22 protein-coding genes are annotated in these 18,645 nt (G+C 69.2%); 11 read left to right on the top strand and 11 right to left on the bottom strand.

Annotated elements, in window-relative coordinates; genetic code table 11:
- The first annotated feature begins 32 nt into the window (after positions 1-32).
- Positions 33-659, top strand: a complete 627-nt coding sequence (locus tag ACWEIJ_RS33760) for a hypothetical protein (protein WP_449841291.1) — start codon at positions 33-35, stop codon at positions 657-659.
- On the opposite strand, the gene ACWEIJ_RS33765 is transcribed toward ACWEIJ_RS33760, so the two are convergent.
- The 5 genes from ACWEIJ_RS33765 to ACWEIJ_RS33785 are packed head-to-tail and all read right to left on the bottom strand — an operon-like array spanning position 648 to position 4,555.
- Positions 648-1,211 carry a 1,2-dihydroxy-3-keto-5-methylthiopentene dioxygenase gene (locus tag ACWEIJ_RS33765; RefSeq protein ID WP_449841292.1) on the bottom strand — a complete coding sequence of 188 codons (564 nt, stop codon included), beginning with the start codon at positions 1,209-1,211 and terminating at the stop codon, positions 648-650. The two genes, ACWEIJ_RS33760 and ACWEIJ_RS33765, sit on opposite strands and share 12 nt — an antisense overlap.
- Complete coding sequence (gene mtnB / locus ACWEIJ_RS33770; RefSeq protein ID WP_449841293.1) at positions 1,208-1,804, bottom strand: methylthioribulose 1-phosphate dehydratase; 597 nt, start codon at positions 1,802-1,804, stop codon at positions 1,208-1,210. Before mtnB ends, ACWEIJ_RS33765 begins: the two co-directional genes overlap by 4 nt.
- Positions 1,801-2,457, bottom strand: a complete 657-nt coding sequence (gene mtnC, locus ACWEIJ_RS33775) for an acireductone synthase (RefSeq protein WP_449841294.1) — start codon at positions 2,455-2,457, stop codon at positions 1,801-1,803. Before mtnC ends, mtnB begins: the two co-directional genes overlap by 4 nt.
- Positions 2,454-3,455: a s-methyl-5-thioribose-1-phosphate isomerase gene (locus tag ACWEIJ_RS33780; RefSeq protein ID WP_449841295.1), complete on the bottom strand. Its 1,002-nt coding sequence runs from the start codon at positions 3,453-3,455 to the stop codon at positions 2,454-2,456. Before ACWEIJ_RS33780 ends, mtnC begins: the two co-directional genes overlap by 4 nt.
- The gene (locus ACWEIJ_RS33785; RefSeq protein ID WP_449841296.1) at positions 3,455-4,555 is read right to left on the bottom strand and encodes an acyl-CoA dehydrogenase family protein; all 1,101 of its coding nucleotides are present in this window, start codon (positions 4,553-4,555) and stop codon (positions 3,455-3,457) included. The genes ACWEIJ_RS33780 and ACWEIJ_RS33785 overlap by 1 nt, the downstream gene beginning before the upstream one ends.
- Before the next feature lie 139 nt (positions 4,556-4,694).
- On the opposite strand from ACWEIJ_RS33785, the gene ACWEIJ_RS33790 reads away from it, so the two are divergent.
- The 3 genes from ACWEIJ_RS33790 (at position 4,695) to ACWEIJ_RS33800 (ending at position 7,572) form a co-directional block, all read left to right on the top strand.
- A complete protein-coding gene (locus ACWEIJ_RS33790; RefSeq protein WP_109639991.1) occupies positions 4,695-4,898 on the top strand; it encodes a cold-shock protein in 204 nt (67 codons plus the stop codon).
- A gap of 367 nt (positions 4,899-5,265) precedes the next feature.
- Positions 5,266-6,462 carry a PI-PLC domain-containing protein gene (locus ACWEIJ_RS33795; RefSeq protein WP_449841297.1) on the top strand — a complete coding sequence of 399 codons (1,197 nt, stop codon included), beginning with the start codon at positions 5,266-5,268 and terminating at the stop codon, positions 6,460-6,462.
- 30 nt (positions 6,463-6,492) lie between these two features.
- Positions 6,493-7,572 (top strand): aminotransferase-like domain-containing protein, encoded by a 1,080-nt coding sequence (locus ACWEIJ_RS33800; RefSeq protein WP_449841298.1) that lies wholly within the window; start codon positions 6,493-6,495, stop codon positions 7,570-7,572.
- On the opposite strand, the gene ACWEIJ_RS33805 is transcribed toward ACWEIJ_RS33800, so the two are convergent.
- Positions 7,535-8,362 carry a glycosyltransferase family 2 protein gene (locus ACWEIJ_RS33805; protein ID WP_449841299.1) on the bottom strand — a complete coding sequence of 276 codons (828 nt, stop codon included), beginning with the start codon at positions 8,360-8,362 and terminating at the stop codon, positions 7,535-7,537. The two genes, ACWEIJ_RS33800 and ACWEIJ_RS33805, sit on opposite strands and share 38 nt — an antisense overlap.
- A 72-nt stretch (positions 8,363-8,434) precedes the next feature.
- On the opposite strand from ACWEIJ_RS33805, the gene ACWEIJ_RS33810 reads away from it, so the two are divergent.
- The 4 genes from ACWEIJ_RS33810 to ACWEIJ_RS33825 are packed head-to-tail and all read left to right on the top strand — an operon-like array spanning position 8,435 to position 10,961.
- Positions 8,435-9,766, top strand: coding sequence for an FAD-binding oxidoreductase (locus tag ACWEIJ_RS33810; protein WP_449841300.1), 1,332 nt, complete (start codon positions 8,435-8,437; stop codon positions 9,764-9,766).
- 14 nt (positions 9,767-9,780) lie between these two features.
- Positions 9,781-10,230, top strand: a complete 450-nt coding sequence (locus ACWEIJ_RS33815) for a MarR family winged helix-turn-helix transcriptional regulator (RefSeq protein ID WP_449841301.1) — start codon at positions 9,781-9,783, stop codon at positions 10,228-10,230.
- Positions 10,227-10,622 (top strand): DUF5313 family protein, encoded by a 396-nt coding sequence (locus ACWEIJ_RS33820; RefSeq protein ID WP_449841302.1) that lies wholly within the window; start codon positions 10,227-10,229, stop codon positions 10,620-10,622. The genes ACWEIJ_RS33815 and ACWEIJ_RS33820 overlap by 4 nt, the downstream gene beginning before the upstream one ends.
- Positions 10,623-10,631: 9 nt before the next feature.
- Positions 10,632-10,961, top strand: coding sequence for a hypothetical protein (locus ACWEIJ_RS33825; RefSeq protein ID WP_449841303.1), 330 nt, complete (start codon positions 10,632-10,634; stop codon positions 10,959-10,961).
- Here ACWEIJ_RS33825 and surE read toward each other — a convergent pair.
- On the bottom strand, positions 10,924-11,679 hold the full coding sequence (gene surE / locus ACWEIJ_RS33830) for a 5'/3'-nucleotidase SurE (protein ID WP_449841400.1): 756 nt from the start codon (positions 11,677-11,679) through the stop codon (positions 10,924-10,926). The genes ACWEIJ_RS33825 and surE overlap by 38 nt on opposite strands.
- On the bottom strand, positions 11,679-11,864 hold the full coding sequence (locus ACWEIJ_RS33835) for a hypothetical protein (RefSeq protein WP_449841304.1): 186 nt from the start codon (positions 11,862-11,864) through the stop codon (positions 11,679-11,681). The genes surE and ACWEIJ_RS33835 overlap by 1 nt, the downstream gene beginning before the upstream one ends.
- Positions 11,865-11,939: 75 nt before the next feature.
- Between ACWEIJ_RS33835 and ACWEIJ_RS33840 the strand changes: the two genes are divergently transcribed.
- A complete protein-coding gene (locus ACWEIJ_RS33840) occupies positions 11,940-13,496 on the top strand; it encodes a DUF6461 domain-containing protein (RefSeq protein ID WP_449841305.1) in 1,557 nt (518 codons plus the stop codon).
- Here ACWEIJ_RS33840 and ACWEIJ_RS33845 read toward each other — a convergent pair.
- The gene (locus ACWEIJ_RS33845) at positions 13,483-14,577 is read right to left on the bottom strand and encodes an FAD-dependent monooxygenase (RefSeq protein ID WP_449841306.1); all 1,095 of its coding nucleotides are present in this window, start codon (positions 14,575-14,577) and stop codon (positions 13,483-13,485) included. The two genes, ACWEIJ_RS33840 and ACWEIJ_RS33845, sit on opposite strands and share 14 nt — an antisense overlap.
- Positions 14,578-14,650: 73 nt before the next feature.
- Positions 14,651-15,469, bottom strand: a complete 819-nt coding sequence (locus ACWEIJ_RS33850) for an SAM-dependent methyltransferase (RefSeq protein WP_449841307.1) — start codon at positions 15,467-15,469, stop codon at positions 14,651-14,653.
- Positions 15,470-15,623: 154 nt separating this feature from the next.
- On the opposite strand from ACWEIJ_RS33850, the gene ACWEIJ_RS33855 reads away from it, so the two are divergent.
- Positions 15,624-16,955, top strand: coding sequence for a cytochrome P450 (locus ACWEIJ_RS33855; protein ID WP_449841308.1), 1,332 nt, complete (start codon positions 15,624-15,626; stop codon positions 16,953-16,955).
- Between the two features lie 32 nt (positions 16,956-16,987).
- The gene (locus ACWEIJ_RS33860; protein WP_449841401.1) at positions 16,988-17,974 is read left to right on the top strand and encodes an alpha/beta hydrolase; all 987 of its coding nucleotides are present in this window, start codon (positions 16,988-16,990) and stop codon (positions 17,972-17,974) included.
- A 9-nt stretch (positions 17,975-17,983) separates the two neighbouring features.
- Here ACWEIJ_RS33860 and ACWEIJ_RS33865 read toward each other — a convergent pair whose 3' ends face one another.
- A complete protein-coding gene (locus ACWEIJ_RS33865) occupies positions 17,984-18,532 on the bottom strand; it encodes a Uma2 family endonuclease (RefSeq protein WP_449841402.1) in 549 nt (182 codons plus the stop codon).
- Positions 18,533-18,645 lie beyond the last annotated feature (113 nt).

An 18,645-nucleotide genomic window follows, 5' to 3' on the forward strand; every position in this document is an offset into this window, starting at 1 on the left:
AAATTTAAAGTGACTACTTCCCGGGAGTTCACATGACTGCTCAGTTGATCTCGCCGATGCCGACGCGCCGCGGTGCGCCTGTCTGGGGCGTCGCCGCCTGGCTCGTGGCGGCGTTGCTCGCAGGGGCGGGCGGGCTGTTCGCCCCGGACGGGACACCGCCGGTCGCGCTGGGCATCGCCGCGGGCGGACCGCCCCTGCTCGCCGTGGGGCTCGGCGTCTGCTCGCCGCGGTTCCGCACCTGGGTGCGCTCACTCGACCTGCGGTTGCTGACCCAGTTGCAGATGTGGCGCATCGGCGGGTTCGTGTTCATCGTGCTGGCCGGCCAAGGCCTGCTGCCCGGCGGGTTCGCGTGGCCCGCCGGCCTCGGCGACGTGTTCATCGGCATGACGGCACCGATCGTGGCCGCCGCGCTGCTGCACCGCAGACGGGCCTACCTGGCCTGGACCGCGCTGGGCATCGCCGATCTGCTCATCGCGGTCACCCTCGGCACACTGCACTCGCACACACCGATCGGCCTGCTCGCCACCGACGTCAACACAGACCTGCTGGGGCGGCTGCCGATGAGCCTGATCCCGACCTTCGGCGTGCCGCTCTGTCTGGTGCTGCACGTGCTGGCGGTGATCAACCTCGGTCGGCAGCCTTCCGCGTCAGACGCCTGAACGCAGCTCGTCGAACGTCGGGAACCTCGTCGCGATGTCGCTGCCGGTGAAGTTGCCGATCCAGCCGTCGTCGTCGTGGAAGAACCGGATCGACACGTAGTCGGGCGTGGTGCCCATGTCGAACCAATGCGTGGTGTTGGCCGGCACGCTCAGCAGGTCGCCCGCCTCGCACAGCACCGCGTACACCCGGTCGCCGATGTGCAGGTAGAAAACGCCTGCGCCACGGGCGAAGTAGCGGTCCTCGTCGTCGTCATGCGTGTGCTCGGCGAGGAACTTCCCCCGGAACTCGACGGCCTTCGCGCGGTACTCGTCGGTGCCGGCCGGGGTCATCTCCATCGCGTCGACGTAGGTGTAGCCCTCGGTCTCGCTGACGCGGGCGACGTCGGACTCGTAGACCCGCAAGGCGTTCTCGGCGGTCACACCGTCCACAACGGACCAGCGGTGGAAGCGCACGCCGTGCTCCTTGAGCGCGGTGGCGATCTCCTCCGGGTCGGTCGTGCGGAGGAGCGTCTCCTCCGGGCCGGAGTCCGGCCACACCGTCAGCAGCGTCATGAGTGCCTCCCCGTAAAGATTTCCCGCGTCTCCACCTTGAAGCGCAGCAACCACTCCAGGCATTCCAGCCGGTGCCGGGCCTGCACGAGGTCGTCGCCCCACACGTACACGCCGTGCCGGGCGACGAGCAACGCCGGCACGCCCGCGTCGAAGCCCTTCTCGAACGCGTCGCCGAGCTCGACCATGTCCTGCGAGTTCGGCACGACCGGGACCACGACCTCCTCGTGGGCCTGGCGGCCGAAGCCCTTGAGCATTTCGAGGTCGCGCAGCACCACGCCGTCCGGCCAGTGCTCTGCCGCGACGACCGGGGCCAGCGCGTGGACGTGCACGACGGCGCCCGCGCCCGCGACGCGCGCGATCCTGGCGTGCAGGCCGGCCTCGGCGGACGGGATCTTGTCGCTGTCGACCGCGTTGCCGTCGGCGTCGATCACCACGCTGTCCTCGGCGGTGATCTCGCCCTTGTCCACGCCGCTGACCGTGACCGCGAGGCGCAGTGGATCTCGTTGCAGCACAACGGAAAGGTTGCCCGACGTGCCACGCATCCAGCCCATCGCGGCGTATCGGGCACACTCGCGAGCGAGCTCCGCGGTCACGAAAGCTCCCAGACGGTCGGGTGGGGGGTGAAGTCGGCGTTGCCGTACGGCTCACCGGCGCGCGCGACGCCGACCGTCTTCCAGCCCGCCTCCTGCGCGGCGTGCAGCTCGGCCGGGACGTCGCTGTAGAAGGTGATGTCGTCGCTCTGCAGCACCGCGGCGATCTTGCGGTACGACTCGGCCTCGCGCTTCGGGCCCGCGTTGACCGTGTCGAAGTGGTGCTCCAGCAACGGGGTCAGGTCGCCGTCGGTGGTGTGCTGGAAGAACGCGATCTGACCCGCGACCGAGCCGGAGCTGAAGATCGCGAGCTTCACACCGTCGTCGTGCCACTTGCGCAGCGCGGGGACGACGTCCGGGAAGAACTCCGCGACCAGGTCGCCCTGCGCGTAGCCCTGCTGCCAGATGAGGCCCTGCAACGTCTTGAGCGGCGTGACCTTCTGGTCCGCGTCCATCCAGTCGTGCAGCGCCTTGACAACGTCGTCGTGGCCGCTCAGTTCCTTGATCTGCTCGACGGCGTCGGCGACCACCGGGTCGTCACCGTGCTGCTCGATCCACGGCCCGAGCCTCGGCCGGGCGTAGTCGTACAGGACGACCAGCACCTGGTCCGTCGCGCTCAGCGTGCCCTCGATGTCGAGCACGACCCACTTGCTCACCGCTGTTCTCCCTCGTAGTACTTGTCCAGCTCACCGGCGCCGAAAACGCCCCTGTCCGTCACCACGTCCGTGACGAACATCGGCGGCGTCACGTCGAACGCCGGGTACAGCCCTTTCACCCGCGGCGTGGCACTCGGCCTGCCCAGCACCTGGAGCACCTCCGCGCCGTCGCGGTGTTCGATCGGCACGTCCCGCGCGGTCGGCGCCTGCCGGTCCGGTGCCTGCACCAGGGCGTGGAACGGTACGCCGAACGCGTGCGCCGCCACGGCCAACCCCAGTGTGCCGACCTTGTTGACGACGTGCCCGTCCATCGTGACCCGGTCGGCCGCCGTGACCAACGCGTCGATCTCGCCGGACTGCAGCACGGCCGCGCCCATGCCGTCGGTGATGAGCGTGGTGTCGACGCCCATCTCGATCAACGTCTCGGCGGTGAGCCGCGCACCCTGCAGGTAGGGGCGGGTCTCGGTGCAGAAGAACCGCAGCTGCTTGCCCTGCTGCTGCGCCGCCCTGACCGTCTCGGTGAGGTAGAGGTCGGCCCAGCAGTGCGTGAGGACGGTCGCCCGCTGTGGCAGCAGATTCGCGGTGTGCTCCCCCAGCGCCTGGCTCCTGGCGCGATACCTGCGGTCGCCTTCCTCAGCGCCTTTGAGGGCGTGCCCGACGTCCTGTCCGGCGTCGACCGCGTCGAGGACGATCTTGGTGGCCTTGCGCAGGGCGTTGTTGGTGCGCCTGGTGTTCTCCAGCGCCGCCGCGGTCTTGGCGAGCTCCGCGCGGGCCTGGTCGAACGGGAGGTGTTCGAGGGTGCGCGCCTTGAGCACCATGCCGTACAGCACCGCGAAGTACGGGCCGGAGGACTGCGTGACCATGTCCTCGATCGCCCGTGCGACGTCCTCGGCCGTGCGGCAGAGCACCCAGTTGCGTTCGAACGGGAACTCGCGGCGGTCGAGGATCAGCACGCCCTCGTCGGTGAGCCGGACCGAGTCGGCCAGAACCGGTTGCATCAGCTGTACCCGGTGTAGGCGGGGCGGGCGCCGGTGAGGAAGTGCTCGCCGACCTCGCGGGCCTTGTAGACCACCGGGTCGTGCAGCGTGAGCGTGCGGGCGTTGCGCCAGAAGCGGTCCACGCCGTACTTGGCGGCCGTGCCGCGCGCGCCGACCTGCTCGAAGATCCGGCTGGTGACCTCGTTCACGAGCTTGGTGCTCACGACCTTGGCCGCGGAGATGGCGACCGCGACCTCCGCGCGCTTGGCCGGGGTGAGGTGCCGGCCGAGCTCGGAGGCCTCCCAGAGCTGCCGTCCGGCCTCGTCCGCGAGCAGCCCGGCGGCCCTGGTCTGCGACACCATCTCGCCGTAGGCGGCGACGATGTACGGGTCCTCGGTGGCCGCTTCGACCCCGCTGACGAACCACGGCCGCGTCTTCGTGCGGGTGTAGTCGGCGGCCTCCTGCAGCGCGCCCTCGGCGAGCGCGACGTAGAGCTGGGCCAGCACGAGCTGGAACCCGATGGCGGCGAGGCTCAGCCGCGGGTCCTCGCCCGCCGGCTGCACGCCGAGGATCTCGGTCACCTCGACGTTCTCGAAGTTGACGCCGCCGGACGCGGTCAGCCGCTGCCCGATGTTGTCCCAGTCGTCCAGGTAGGTGATTCCGTCGGCCTTGCCGTCGAGCAGGAACGTGAGCTTCTCGCCGTTGTCCGTGCGGGTCGCGCTGACCACGATCCGGTCGGCCTGGGAGGCGCCGGTGGCGAACGTCTTGCGGCCGTTGAGCAGAAATCCGCTGCCGTTGGGCGTGAGCTCCAGCGCCGCGTCGAGCGGGTTGCTGACGCCCGCCCAGAACTGGTCGGGCCGGACGCTGAAGGGGACGTCGAACAGCCCGCTGCGCCAGATCTGCAGGTAGTGGTACCCGAGGAGGTGCCCGATGTTCGCGTCCGCGGCGCCGACGACCCGGTTGATCCGCTGCTGCAGGTCCCACTCCCGGACGTTCAGCAGGCCGCTCTGCCGGAGCAGCTCCACCTCCTTCGCCGGTGGCTGGTTGGCCCGGTCCCTCTCCGCCGCGTCGGACCTGAGCGTCGCGGCGACCTCATGCGCGACGTCCAGCCAGTTCGTCATCCCTGCTCCTCTCGGTGGTACCGCGTTCAACTTACTTCGTCACACCACCGGGCTAACCACGATGTGAGAGAGACCGTCCGCTGGCAGACTGCCCGCACACCCCGCTCGACGGGGGCATGAACTCTAGGGAGCAATTGGTATGGCGCAGGGCACCGTGAAGTGGTTCAACGGCGAGAAGGGCTTCGGATTCATCGCGCAGGACGGCGGTGGTCCGGACGTGTTCGTGCACTACTCGCAGATCGAGGGCAACGGCTTCAAGTCGCTGGAGGAGAAGCAGCGCGTGGAGTTCGAGATCGGCCAGGGTCAGAAGGGACCGCAGGCACAGGCCGTCCGCGCCATCTGAGTTGTTTCCGGGAAGCCCGCTCGGTCCTTGCGGCCGGGCGGGCTTCTTCATGCCCGGGCATGCGGCGTTGACCGAAGCGGGCGTCGCGGCCCGTCGACCGCGACGCCACCGCTTCCACCGCGGGAATCGGTGTCCGTGAGGGCGCTCCGCGCCCGAGTTCGCGTGGCAACCGAGGGAGTCGAACCCTGCGCGGCTTGTGAAGGCGGCGCTCAGAACCGGCCCTAACCCTTCGGCTGGGCGACGGCTGCCGGGTGGAGTTGTACTACCGGTGAAGAGGGTGGGACGTTGCGTGGGATACCCACAGTGTTAAACGTCCAAACGCCTGAGGACGTTTCATGTTTCACTCAAGTGGGTGACTCTGGTCACCGTGCGATACCTCCCTGCCGTCGCAGCGCTGCTGCTGCTTCCCCTGGTGCCGACCGCCGCGCACGCGGCTCCGTCGGGCACGTACTACCTCACCGGTGTCCGGACCGGCCTCAACGTCGCGCAGAGCGGCACCGGACTGGCCCTGCACCGCCCGAAGGGCAACGAAGACCACCAGCAATGGCGACTGAGCGACGGGAGGTTCGAGAACACCGACTCGCCGGGTCAGTGCATCACCCGCCAGCTCACCATGGGTTCGTGCTCACAAGGGGATACGGTTCACGAGCTCCGTCAGTTCGGTGATCAATGGGAATTCTTCGGCCTCGGCGGTGAGTCCCGCTGGTACCTGACGCCCACGCAGGCCCAGACCGAGCCCGTGCCGGCCGATCCGCGGCTGGACCAGATGACGTTCCTGACCGCCCACAACGCCTACGCGAACGGGGTGGACGGCGGGTTCGCGCCGCCGTTCGTCGACCTCGCCAAGAACCAGACGCGCGGCATCGTGCAGCAGCTGGGCGACGGCGTGCGCGGATTCATGCTGGACATCCACCAGACGCCGGACGGCGCGATCCTGTGCCACAACAGCTGCACGCTGGTGAGCCGGCCGGTTGCGCTCAACGTCGACATTCAGCGGATCGTGGATTTTCTCCGCAACAATCGGAGCGAGATCATCACGGTCTTCCTGGAGGACTACGTCGACGCGAACACCCTGCGAAACGAACTCCGCAAGGTGCAGGGGTTGAACGACGTCCTGTACCGGGCCGAAGGCGTGCCGCAGAACGGGTGGCCGCGGCGCAGCGAGCTGCAGGCGGCGAACAAGCGGTTGCTGATCTTCACCGACCACGGCAGGGACGGCCGGGAGGACTCCGGGGTGCTGTACCAGCGGGACTGGACGGTCGAGAACTACTGGTCGATGGGGCCGGGCGTGGGTGACTCCGACTGGTCCTGTTACAGCCGATGGGATGAAAAGCCGCTGACCGCGACGGGCAGCTTCCAGCCGTTGTTCGTCATGAACCACTTCCGCGACGTGCCGTTCACCGGCACGGCGACGAACGACAACGGCAAGGTGCTGAATCGAGCTCAGCAGTTCTGTCAGCCCGCCGCCAGGAAGAAGCCGAACTACCTGGCGGTCGATCTCTATCACCTGGGCAACGCGGCCCAGGCGGTGCAGCAGCTCAACGAGTACGTATATCGCCCGTAGCCCAAATCGTGGGAGTTGTACGCTCCGCGCATGGCCTCGATTCTGTTCACGCGCGGAGCGCCCTCTCTCGACATCATCGACCAGGAGGGCCTGCGCGAAGCGGCGCAGAAAGCCTTCACGGACGACCCCGGCGGCACGTTCGCGTACGGCACCAGCGTCGGCTACGTGCCGTTGCGCGCGTGGATCGCGGAGCAGCACGGTGTCGAGCCGGAGCAGGTGCTCGTCACCAACGGTTCGATGCAGGCCGACGCGTTCCTGTTCGAGCTGCTCGTGCAGCCGGGCGACGACGTGGTGGTCGAGGCGCCGACCTACGACCGCACGCTGCTGAACCTGCGCCAGCGCGGTGCCAAGATCCACGCCATCGAGCTGGAGACCGACGGCATCAACGTCGACGCGCTGGAGCAGCTGCTGGAGAGCGGTGTGCGGCCGTCGCTCGCGCACATCATCCCGAACTTCCACAACCCGGCCGGCTACACGCTGTCCGAGGCGAAGCGGGCGCGGCTGCTCGACCTCGCGGCCAAGTACGACTTCGTGCTGTTCGAGGACGACCCCTACATCAAGGTCCGGTTCGAGGGCGAGCCCCTGCCGACCATGCTGTCGCAGGACCGCAACGACAAGGTCGTCTACGCGTCGTCGTTCTCGAAGACCATGGCGCCCGGCATCCGCTGCGGCTACCTGGTCGGCCCGAAGGCGATCATCAAGAAGATCCAGGACATCGCCACCACCACGTACATCTCGCCGAACATGGTGGCGCAGTCGATCGTGAACTCGTACTGCCGCTCCGGTCGTCTTGAGGAGTCGGTGGTCAACGTGCGCACGGCACTGCGTGCGCGCAAGGACGCTCTCGTCGCCGCGCTGCGGCGCGAGCTGCCGGAGGCCGTCTTCACCGCGCCGCAGGGCGGCTACTTCATGTGGGTGGAGCTGCCGGGCGTCTCGATCGAGAAGCTCTTCGGCGTCGCCAAGGAGCACGAGGTCGAGTTCGTGAAGGGCTCGGACTTCCTGCTGGAGGGCGGCGACAACGCCATGCGCCTCGCGTTCTCGGGCGTCACGCCGGAGCAGATCGACGAGGGCATCACGCGCCTCGCCGCGGCGGTCCGCTCGCTTTCCTGATCTGGTGCTCCAGGTGCTTCGGCAGCGCGTGTCGCTGCCGGAGCGCCTGGCGCAGCTTGGGAACGGCCGCGCGGAACGCCCGCGGGTCCCGCAACGACGCCGCCACCGCGCGGTGCACCGGCCGTCGCATCCACGACGTCAGCACGGCGTTGCGCCGCTCGACGAGGTCGCCACCGGGCGCACGTGAGGTGGCCGGGTGGTGGTGCGCCACCACGTCCTCGACGTAGCAGAGCGCCCATCCCGCCGCCGCGAGGTCCCACGACAGCAGCGTTTCCTCGCCGCGGAAGAACAGCACCGGGCTGAAGCCGCCCACCTCCAGGTACGCCTGCCGCCGCACGATCGCCGAGCAGGCCATGAAACCGAGGATCGCCGGTCCCGCGACACCGGTGCCCAACGGGCTGTCGCGCAGCAACGGCGTGATCGGGTCCGGCCGTTCCGAAGGCCCCACGAGGGTGCGCGCGGCGATCACCGCGAGGTCCGGGTGGTCGTCGAAGATCGGCTCGGCGCGTTCGAACGCGTCGGGTGCCCACCACGAGTCGTCGTCGGCGAAGGCCACGTACGGGGTGCGGGCGGCCCGGACGCCCAGGTTGCGCGCGACGGCACCGAGGTTCACCGGCGACTGCAGCACCCGGACCTCGGGGAACTCCGACCGCACGCGCGCCACGGTGGCGTCGGTGGAGGCGTTGTCGACCACGATCACCGGCACCGCCAGCTCGCTGAGGTGGGACAACGTCCGCAGCAGGCTGGCCACGCGGTTGCGCGAGGCGATGACGACGGTTGTGCGGGCCACGTCCGTCGGCTACCCGGCAGGCCGCGGACCAATCCACGACCGCGCCGGGCCGCGGTGGTTACGTTGAGGCACGTGGACCTTCCAGGGCTGATCACCGATCCCGCCGCGCTCGCCGGCCTCAGTCACGACGAAGCCGAGTGGGCGCCCGCAGGCACCCCGCTGGCCGCGTACCGTCCGCTGTCCACAGAGGACGTTCAGCGGGCCGTCCGCGAGTGCGCCGCGCACAACGTGCCCATCGTGCCGCGAGGTGCCGGCACAGGGCTGTCCGGCGGGGCCAACGCGACCGACGGTTGCCTGGTGCTCGACCTCGGCCGGATGAACCGGGTCGTCGAGATCGACACCGAGAACCTCGTCGCGGTCGTGCAGCCGGGCGTGGTGAACGACGACCTCAAGAAGGCCGTGGCGGAGCACGGGCTCTGGTATCCGCCGGACCCGGCCAGCTCGCCGTGGTCGACGATCGGCGGCAACGTCGCCACCAACGCGGGCGGCCTGTGCTGCCTGAAGTACGGCGTCACGCGCGACTACGTGCTCGGGCTCGAAGCCGTGCTGGGCGGCCCGGTCGAGTACGGCACCGCGGTCAGGCTCGGCAGGCGCACCACCAAGGGCGTGGCCGGGTACGACCTGACCGGCCTGCTCGTCGGTTCGGAGGGCACGCTCGGCGTCGTCACCGAGATCACGCTCCGCCTGCGTCCGGCGCCGAAACCCCAGCGCACGGTGGTCGGCGCGTTCGACGACCTGGTCACGGCCGGGCAAGCCGTCGCGTTGTGCACTCGCCGAGGACTGCAGCCCGCCGCGCTGGAGTTGATCGACCGGGCCTGCCTCGAAGCCGTGGAGGACTGGAAGCACCTCGGCATCGAGCCGGACACCGACGCGATGCTGCTGGCCCGCGCCGAAACGGACGACGACGCCGACGGGCTCGCCAGGGCGTTCGAGGACGCCGGCGCGGTGTGGGCCGAACGGTCCACCGACCCGGTCGAGGCCGAGGCGCTCTTCGCCGCCCGGCGCCTCACCTATCCCGCCCTCGAACGGCTGGGGCCGCTGCTCACCGAGGACGTGTGCGTGCCGCGCTCACGGGTGCCGGTGATGCTGGCCCGCATCGAGGAGATCGGCGCGCGGCACGGTGTGCGGATCGCCACCATCGCGCACGCCGGCGACGGCAACCTGCACCCGTTGCTGATCACCCCGCCCGGCGACGACAACGCGCGCATCGCGGCGCAGGCCGCGTTCGCGGAGATCATCGATCATGCCCTCGACCTGGGCGGAACCGTCACTGGCGAGCACGGCGTCGGTCTGCTCAAGCGCGACGGCATGATCCGCGAGCTCGGTCCGGACGTCTGCGCCGTGCAGCAGGCCGTCAAGCACGCGCTCGACCCGCTGCACCTCTTCAACCCCGGCAAGGCGTGATACTGTGTGCACAAATGATTAGTACACCAAGTATCCCCGAGAACCCGCTTGAGCTGGAGCGCCAGGTCTGCTTCGCGCTCGCCGTGGCCTCCCGCACGGTGATCGCGGTGTACCGCCCGATCCTGGAGCCGTTGAACCTCACGCATCCCCAGTACCTGGTGATGCTGGCGCTGTGGGAGCGGTCGCCGCGCACGGTCAAGGACCTGAGCAACGTCCTGCAGCTCGACCCCGGCACGCTCAGCCCGTTGCTGAAGCGGCTGGAGGCCATCGGCTACCTCGAACGGCAACGGGACAAGGCCGACGAACGCGCGCTCGCCCTCACCCTGACCGAGGCCGGCCGGGAGCTGAGGACCGAAGCGCTCAAGATCCCCTTCAAGGTCGTGGAGCAGCTGGACATGACGTTCGAGGAACTCGCGCAGCTGAACGACGTGCTGCACAAGGTGATCGCCAAGGCCACGCGATGAACCCCGCGCTGAAGCTCTGGTACTACGCGGGTGGCCGCGTACCCCAGAAGTACCGCGAGTTCGTCTACGACGACGTGACCGGTCCGAAGTGGCTGGTGCGGTTCACGATCCGCAGCCTCGTGCAGGTCACGCCGCTGGTCACGGTCATCGCGCTCGCCCTGGTGTTCGGGCTCGGCTCGCCGTGGCCTCTCGCAATCGCGTGCGGTGGGCTCGGTTTCGTTGTAGGACTGTACTTCGCGTTGTCCTACGCACCGGAAAGCGTGGATTACCGGCTCACCAAGTACGGGTACCCGCGAGGATCGGCGACCTCGGGCCGCCGGGAGCGAAACGCCGCGCAGGACCGCGAACGACAAGCGCAGTACGACGCGGTCTGGCGGCGATCTGAGAGGTAGGACGGTCCCATGGCCTTGCTGAGCAACGAACTGGAGTTCACGAGGCCGCAGATCCTCACTCTCACCGCGGGGTTGTTGCAGCTCGCGTTCGGCTGGTTCGACGTGTTCGGCCTGGACCCGAACTACCACGTCATCCAGCTCGGGGTCGGGGCGCTGGGCGTGGCCTGCGCGTGGCGGCACGACCTCGCGCGCATGTACGGCGTGCTGTTGATGCTTTCGTTCGGAATGTTGGCTTTGTCGCTCAACGACGTGACGACCGAAAGCTTCCTGGAAGTCCGCACGGCACTGATCGGGCTCGTCATCACCGTGGCCAGGCCGGCAAAGGGCGCTCGGCGCTAGGGTCGCGGGCCACCGAGCGCAACGCCGTCAGCGTGGCGTAGCCGGAGGCCAGCAGCGCTGCGTCCGTGCCGGGGGCCGGAGTGTCCTCCGAGTACACCGTGACGAGCTCGACCTCGTTCTCGCCGACCTCCTCCACCCGGCTCTGCACGGCACCGAAGCGGGCCAGCTCGGCCCAGCGAAGTCCTTGCACGTCAACGATGTTCGGCACGTTCAGGGAGAGCACCGAGGCCGCCGGCAGGTCGAGCAGCACCGGCAGGACCGCACGTACCGCCTCGCCTGCCTTGTCCCACAACGGTTCGGCCCCGTCCAATCCGACGTCGAGCGAGACCGCCATGGCCGTGACGTCGTTCAGGTGGCCGGTCAGCGCCGCCCCGACGGTGCCGGAGTGCACGATCGCGCGGCCCACGTTCGAACCCAGGTTCACGCCGGACAGGACCACGTCCGGCTTGCCGCCGAACCCGCCGCGGCACGCGATCAGCGCGATCAGGCCCGGATGGGCCGCGACCGCGTACGCCTCGGCGTCGAGGCCGGGCAACGCACGGCGCTCGCTGACCACCCGGCCGGTCTCGCTGACCGCGGCCACCGACGCGCTCGTGCCGCTGGCCTCCGCTGCCGGTGCCGCGACGACCACGTCGAGGCCGCAGTCGACGGCCGCGGCGGCCAGGGTGACGAGGCCGGGCGAGTCGATTCCGTCGTCGTTCGTGATCAGGGCACGCATCACGCGCCGGAACCGCCGGTCGGGTCCTCCCCGTCCTCAGGGGCGGGCGCGCCGCCCGGATCCATCTTCTCGTCGGCGCGCCACTCACCGGGCTGCGTCATGTCGCGGTACTCGTCGACCTCCTGCGGCGTGGGATCGACGCCCACCTCTTCGGCGAACTCCTCAGCCTCTTCCGGATCCGTCATGAGCGACGGGTACCCAGGTCAGTGCCGTTCAGTCAAATGCCTGTGGACCGGACAATCACACGGCACAATCGCGCTGTGGGGGAATTCGAAGAGCTGATCCTGCGAGCCGTGCCGGAGATCGAGGCGCTCATCCCGGCGGAACCGGCGGCGGAACTCGGCCGCTGCGAACCGCACCAACGCGGCCACCGCCCCGAGCACGGTGCACCCGCACAGCGCGCGCTCGACGCCTTCCCGGCACTGACCGCGGAACGGCTGCTCGGTGCACTGGAGCTGGGCGTCGCGAACCTGAAGCCGGCCGCACCCGCGGACACCGTCGCAGGCCTGCGCCCACCGCCGGACGGCAGCAGGTTCGCGCTCGTGTCCGCCGGACGCCAGAGCGCGCTCAGGACACCGGTGGCGATGGTGGCGGCGGTGCATCCCGGCGCGATCGAGCTGGTCACCGAGCAGGTGCGGTCGGCGCTGAACCTGCTCGATCTCAGCGAAGTGAGCGGCGACGAAGCCGCGATCGCCGCCAAGCACGGCGCGGCTCACCTCGCGCTGGCGGTAGTGGTGTCGGCGGCGGTGCTGCGCGCGATCGGCACCCCGGTCGCGACCGCGCCGGCGGCGATCATCGGCATCGCGATCGGGGTCACCGCGCTACTGCTGCCGGCGATCCCGAAGCCTCCCGCGTACGAACACGCGCTGCTGGCGAAGCGCCGGGCCGAGTACAAGGGCTCGTACTGGCGGGCGGACGTCCCGGTGTTCGACCACGAGTTCGTGGTCGCCGAAGAGCCGAGCCTCACGAAGGCCGACTTCACGGCCACAGGTCTGGCCGCCGCGATCGACACGGGATTCGCCGTGCGCACCGGAATCGCGGAAGGCACCGTGCCGGTGTTCGTTCGAGTGGCGCTCGACGTCCCTGCTGAGGGTGAGACCAGGCACTGGGACGAAGTGGCCGAGGTGAGCTTCACGGCCGTGAAAGGCGACGCGAGACTCGGCCGGGGCGCGCTGCCACCGTGGCCGGGCGAGTTCCGCGTCCGGGTGCACGCGCGCGGCCGCGACGGGGACGACGACGAGAGCTACGAGTTGCTGATCTGGCCTGCGCCTCACGCGGAACCGCTGGTGCTCAAGAAGACGGACCGCGTCGGGCATCGGCTGCGCGGCGAGCCGGAACCCGAGGTCGTGATCGCGCCGGAGGCCGGGGTGCGGTGGCTGTCGAAGCTCCTCGGCGCGGCCGCGACCGTCACCGTCGCCACCGGTCTCGACGTGGACGACTTCGAGGAGGACTCCGTCGCCGTGGAGATCGACGGCGGAGTCGTCGTGGTGGAGCTCAACAACTTCGTCGGCACCGACCGGGAGGTGCTGGAACGCTTGTCCCGCAACGGGAAGGCGGCCAGCTACTTCTGGAACGTCAACGCGCTGACACGACTGTCGTTCGCCCGCGACGGAAAGCTCGTCTCGGCGGAGGAACCCTGGGGAGAAACCGATTTCGGCGACGACCCTGAGGTCGCCGCCGCGCTCGACGGGCTGGACTTCGGCGACTTCCGCCACAAGGACGCGAAGGGGATCACGGCGGTCTGCCGCTTCACCGGCGTCGAGCTGCCGGCCGAGAAGCTGACCGCCGCGATCGACGACCTGTTCAGTACGTTGTGAGCTGGAAGTCGTTCACGATGCGGTAGAACTCCTCCGTGCCCGACAACGCGCCCTGGCTCGCGCTGTTGCGCAACGCGAAGTCCTGGTTGGCCGTCACGTACGGCCGCATGATCTCCTCGTAGCGCTGGAACGCCGTCTCCGCGTTGGCGTGCAGTTCGCCCGCCAGCACGTACGCGCCGATCAACGCCATGCTGGTGCCCTGGCCGGACAGCGGTGAGCCGCAGTAGCCCGCGTCGCCGAGCAGCACCACGTTGCCGCGCGACCAGGAGTCCATGCGGATCTGGCTCATCGAGTCGAAGTGGAAGTCCGGCGCCTCCCACATGTGCTTCAGGGCGGTCTGCCACTCCCAGCCGGCGTCGGCGAACTTCTCGGCGATCAGCCGGCGCTGGGCGTCGACGTCGCGGTAGTCGAAGGTGGCCTCGCCGTTGAAGCCCATGTAGACCCGGCATTCCGCGTTGGAGCGGGCGCTCATGATGCCGCCGCCGACGACCTCGCCCTGCTGGAACGTCTGCCAGTGGTCGAGGCCGAGCCAGTTCGGCGCGGTGAACACGGCGAGGTTCATGCCCAGGTGGCTGATGAACTCCGACTCCGGCCCGAAGACCAGCCGGCGGACGTTGGAGTGCAGGCCGTCCGCGCCGACGATGACGTCGAAGTCGCGCGGCGCCGCCCTCTCGAACGTGACGCGGGTGCCGTCGATCGAGGTGATGGTGTCGTCGAACAGGTACTCGACGCCGTCGGCGGCGTTGAACAGCATGTTCGCGAGGTCGTCGCGCAGCAGCTCGACGTCGGGGCTGGAGAGGTCGCCGCCGCTGACGGTGTGCGTGGTGGAGCTGAACAGCTCGTTGCCCTCGGCGTCGAGCATGGTCATGCCGCGCATGTTCGTGTCGAACGACCGCAGCTGCTCGCCGAGGCCCATCCGCTCGACGACCTCCAGCGCCGGGCCGCGCACGTCGATGGCCTGGCCGCCGGGTCGCAGACCGCGGGCCCGCTCGACGACGGTGACGCCGAACCCGTGGCGGCGCAGCCAGTACGCGAGCGCGGGGCCGCCGATGCTGGCGCCGGAGATCAGGACGTTCTTCATGGTGTTGCCCCCTGTGAGTCGGTGTTGCCCACAAGGTGCCGACCGGCACTGACCGTCCGCTGACCAACCGCGGTCAGGGTTTGACAGCGACCCCCGCGAACGGGACCTCGTTGATCTCCGGGTTCGCCGCGAAGTCGCCCTCACCGTCCGGCCGCCACGCCGGGCAGCCGACGAGACCCGGCTCCACCAGGTCGAACCCGTCGAAGAACCGCAGCACCTCGTCGTGCGTGCGCGGGAAGGCCTGGTTCTGCGAGCTCTTGGTGTTGTAGGTCTGGACGGCCTCGTCCATCCCGGTCGGCTTCGCCTCCGCCGACGCGTGCGACAGCGCGAGGAAGCTGCCGGGCACCAGCCGGTCGCGGTACTGCCCGACGATCGCCGCCGGCTCCCACTCGTCCGGGACGAAGTGCAGCAACAGCAACATGAACAGCCCGACCGGCTGGTCGAAGTCGATCAGCTTGCGGGTCGGGTCCGCGTCGAAGATCTCGTCGAGGTCGCGCAGATCGGCCTGCAGCACGGCCGTGTTCGGGTTGTTCGCGAGGATCAGCTCGCTGTGCGCGACGGCCACCGGGTCCTTGTCGACGTAGACGACCCTGCAGTCGGGCGCCTCCGCCTGCACGATCTCGTGCAGGTTGCCCACCGTCGGGATGCCGGAGCCGATGTCGAGGAACTGCCGCACGCCCTGGCCGACCATGTGCAGCGCGGCCCTGCGCAGGAACGACCTGTTCAACCGGGCGGCGTCGCGGACGCCGGGCATGATCTGCAGGATCTTCTCCGCCAGCACGCGGTCGGGGGCGAAGTTGTGCCCACCACCGAGCCAGTAGTCGTACACCCGTGCCGGTGACGGCACCGTCGTGTCCACGCCTGGCGGAACCCAGCCGAGTTCGCTGCTCACGGGTTGAGCGTACTTGTGCGGCCCGGCCTCGCCAGGCCGTTGGTGGCGTACACCAGATCGGCCGAACGCATGAGCATCCGATCGTGTGTATCTGCTCGCCTCCACTGGCGTGATGGCCCTAGGTTGTTCGGGGTCGCACGAGAGGGTGATGGTGATGCCGAGCGTCACGACGGTGCCGGGCCGATGGCCCCTCGCCGGACACACCGTCACCCTGCTCAGGTCACCGGTCGAGTTCCTGGCGTCGTTGTCCGCGAAGGGTGACGTGGTCAAGGTTTTCCTCGGTCCCCTACCGGTGTACCTGGTGACGACACCAGAACTCGCGACGCAGCTGCTCACGTCGGACAAGTTCGACAAAGGCATCGTGTTCGACAAGATGCGCCCGCTGTTCGGCAACGGGCTCGCCACCTCGAACGGCGCGTTCAACCAGCGGCAGCGCCGGATGATGCTGCCCGCCTTCAACCGCACCAGGGTCGCGACCTACGCCGAGGGCGTGATCACCGCGCTCGCGACCGAGCTGCGCGACTCGTGGCACGACGGTCAGCGGCTCGACTTCGACGCGGTGATGCAGGACTTCGTGATGACCGTGGCCGGTCGCACGTTGTTCTCCGCCGACCTCGGCGAAGAGGTGCTGGCCGAGATCAAGCGCTCCATCCCGATCATGCTCAGGCACGTGCTGGTGCGCGCGTTCTCGCCGTCGTTCGTGGAGAAGCTGCCGATCAGGGCCAACCGCGAGTTCGACGAGGCCGCCGCCCGGCTGCGCAGGATCATCCCCGAGGTCGTCGTCGGGGCCAGGGAAGAAGGCACCGACCACGGCGACCTGCTCTCGGCACTGCTCGCCGCCCGTGACGCGGACACGGGCGAGGCGATGACCGACGAGCAGATCCACGACGAGGTCGTCACGATCCTCACCACCGGCGCGGAGACCACGGCCGTGGCACTGGCGTGGTTCTTCCACGAGGTCGGCACGCGGCCGTCGGTGCGAGAGCGGTTCCACGCCGAGGTCGACGCCGTGCTCGGCGGTCGGCCCGCCACGTTCGAGGACGTGCCGAAGCTGGAGTACACCGGCCGGATCATCAACGAGGTGCTGCGCCGCACCCCGCCGATCATCCTGATGCGCCGGGCCCGCGAGGACGTCGAGATCGGTGGCGTGCTCGTGCGCAAGGGCGCCGAGATCGCGGTCTCGCAGCACACCCTGCACCGCGATCCCCGCTGGTTCCCCGATCCCGACGGCTTCGACCCCGACCGCTGGGCACCCGAACGGGCTGCGGCGCTGCCGAAGGGCGCGTTCATCCCGTTCGGCGCGGGTTCCCGCTACTGCCCAGGACATTTCCTCGCCCACACGGAGATCACGATCGCGGCCGCGACGATCGCGACCCGGTGGGAGCTCGTCCCCGTTGCGGGACAACGCGTCCACGCCCAGGTGAAGGCGACCATGCAGCCCAACCGGTTGCCGATGATCGCCACTAGCAGAAAGCCATCAGCGTGAAACTGCTCCCCGTTCTCGCCGCGGTGCTGGCAATGACGTCGCTCGCGCCTGCCGCCAACGCCACCGGCGTCGACTGCACGATCACCACGCTCCCGGTCTCCGGACCGACCGGCACCGCGACGATGTCCGGTCAGCTGTGCGAGCCGGCGGGCGCGAGCCAGAAGTCGATCCAGCTGCTGGTGCACGGCGGCACGTACAACCGCTCGTACTGGGACCTGCCGGGTGCGCCGGAGTCCTATTCGTACCAACGGGACATGGCCCGCTCGGGCCGGGCGACGTTCGCGGTCGACCGGCTCGGCACGGGCGCCTCGACGCACCCGTCGAGCCTGCCGCTGCTGATCTCGCTGGAGGCGCGGAACCTGCACGAGGTCGTGCAGCACCTGCGCGCCGGGCACGTCGGCGGCACCGCGTACGAGAAGGTCGTGATCGTCGGGCACTCCGTCGGGTCGGGCATCGTGGCGATGGAGGCCGCGACCTACCACGACGTCGACGGCGTGGTCCTGTCCGGGATGACGCACATGCCGGCCGTCCCGGTGCTCACTCTTGGTGCGGCACTGGGACTTCAGCCGGTGTTCCTGGACAACCTGCTCGGCACCCTCGGCAGCGACCCGCTGTACTTCACCACGCGGCCGGGTGCGCGGGCCGGGTTGTTCTACGACCTGAACGACGCCGACCAGCTCGTCGTGAACGCGGACGAGGCCACGAAGGACCAGATCTCCGTGCCCGGTATGGGCACCGTGGCGGTGTTCGGCATCGTGCTGCCCACCACGTACGGCATCGACGTTCCCGTGTTCAACGCGGTCGGCACGAACGACGTCCTGTTCTGCGGCGTGCTGGCCCTGCGCGACTGCTCGAACGCGAATGCGTTGCGCGCCCAGGAGGCGTTGTACTACCGGCCGGAAGCACAACTGGAAACCTATGTCCTGCCCGGTGCGGGACATTCCCTCGCCCTGCACCGGAACGCGGACGCCTATCGCGACGCAACCCGCACGTGGCTGAGTTCGAAGTTCGGAATGTGAAAGGTGCGCTCAGCGCACCAGCCCCTGGGCGCTGAGCTTCACCGGGAACGGGAACTGCAGCTCGATGATCTCCTCGCCGTCGGACCGGGCCTGCTCCACGTACACCCCGTTGACGAGGTGCAGGCAACGCAGCCACGGGCTGTCGTAGTCGATCATCCAGTAGTTCTCGCAGCCGACTTCCTGGAACTTCGCCCGCTTGAGCTCCAGGTCCACGTGCCGCGTGCGGGGCGAGAGGACCTCGACCGCCAGCACGGGCGGTCCCATCAGCGCCTGCTTGGTGAACTGCTCGCGCCGGCCCACCACCAGGTCCGGGATGAAGACCGTGTCGTCGGCGAGCACCACGTCGACCGGAGCGGGGAGGACCTCCAGCTCCGGCGGGCAGACAGCCGTCAGCGCCACCAGCAGCCGGGCGACGACCCGCTGGTGCACGGGACGGGGTGAGGGGCTCATGACCAGCACCCCGTCGACGAGTTCGAAACGGTGCCCATCATCAGGCATCGCCTCCAGGTCCGCCCACGTCAGTGGCCTGCCGCGGGGAAACGTCGGGACACCACCCATGGTGCGTTCCACCCCCTGGTCGAGGCCACCGTCCGCCGGCCGGATCCCGGCTATGCCATTAGACAAGACTGGTCCGATTCGCACGACTCGCAAGCCCCTTTTGGCCGACCTCG

This window comes from Lentzea sp. NPDC004789 (genome assembly GCF_053601075.1).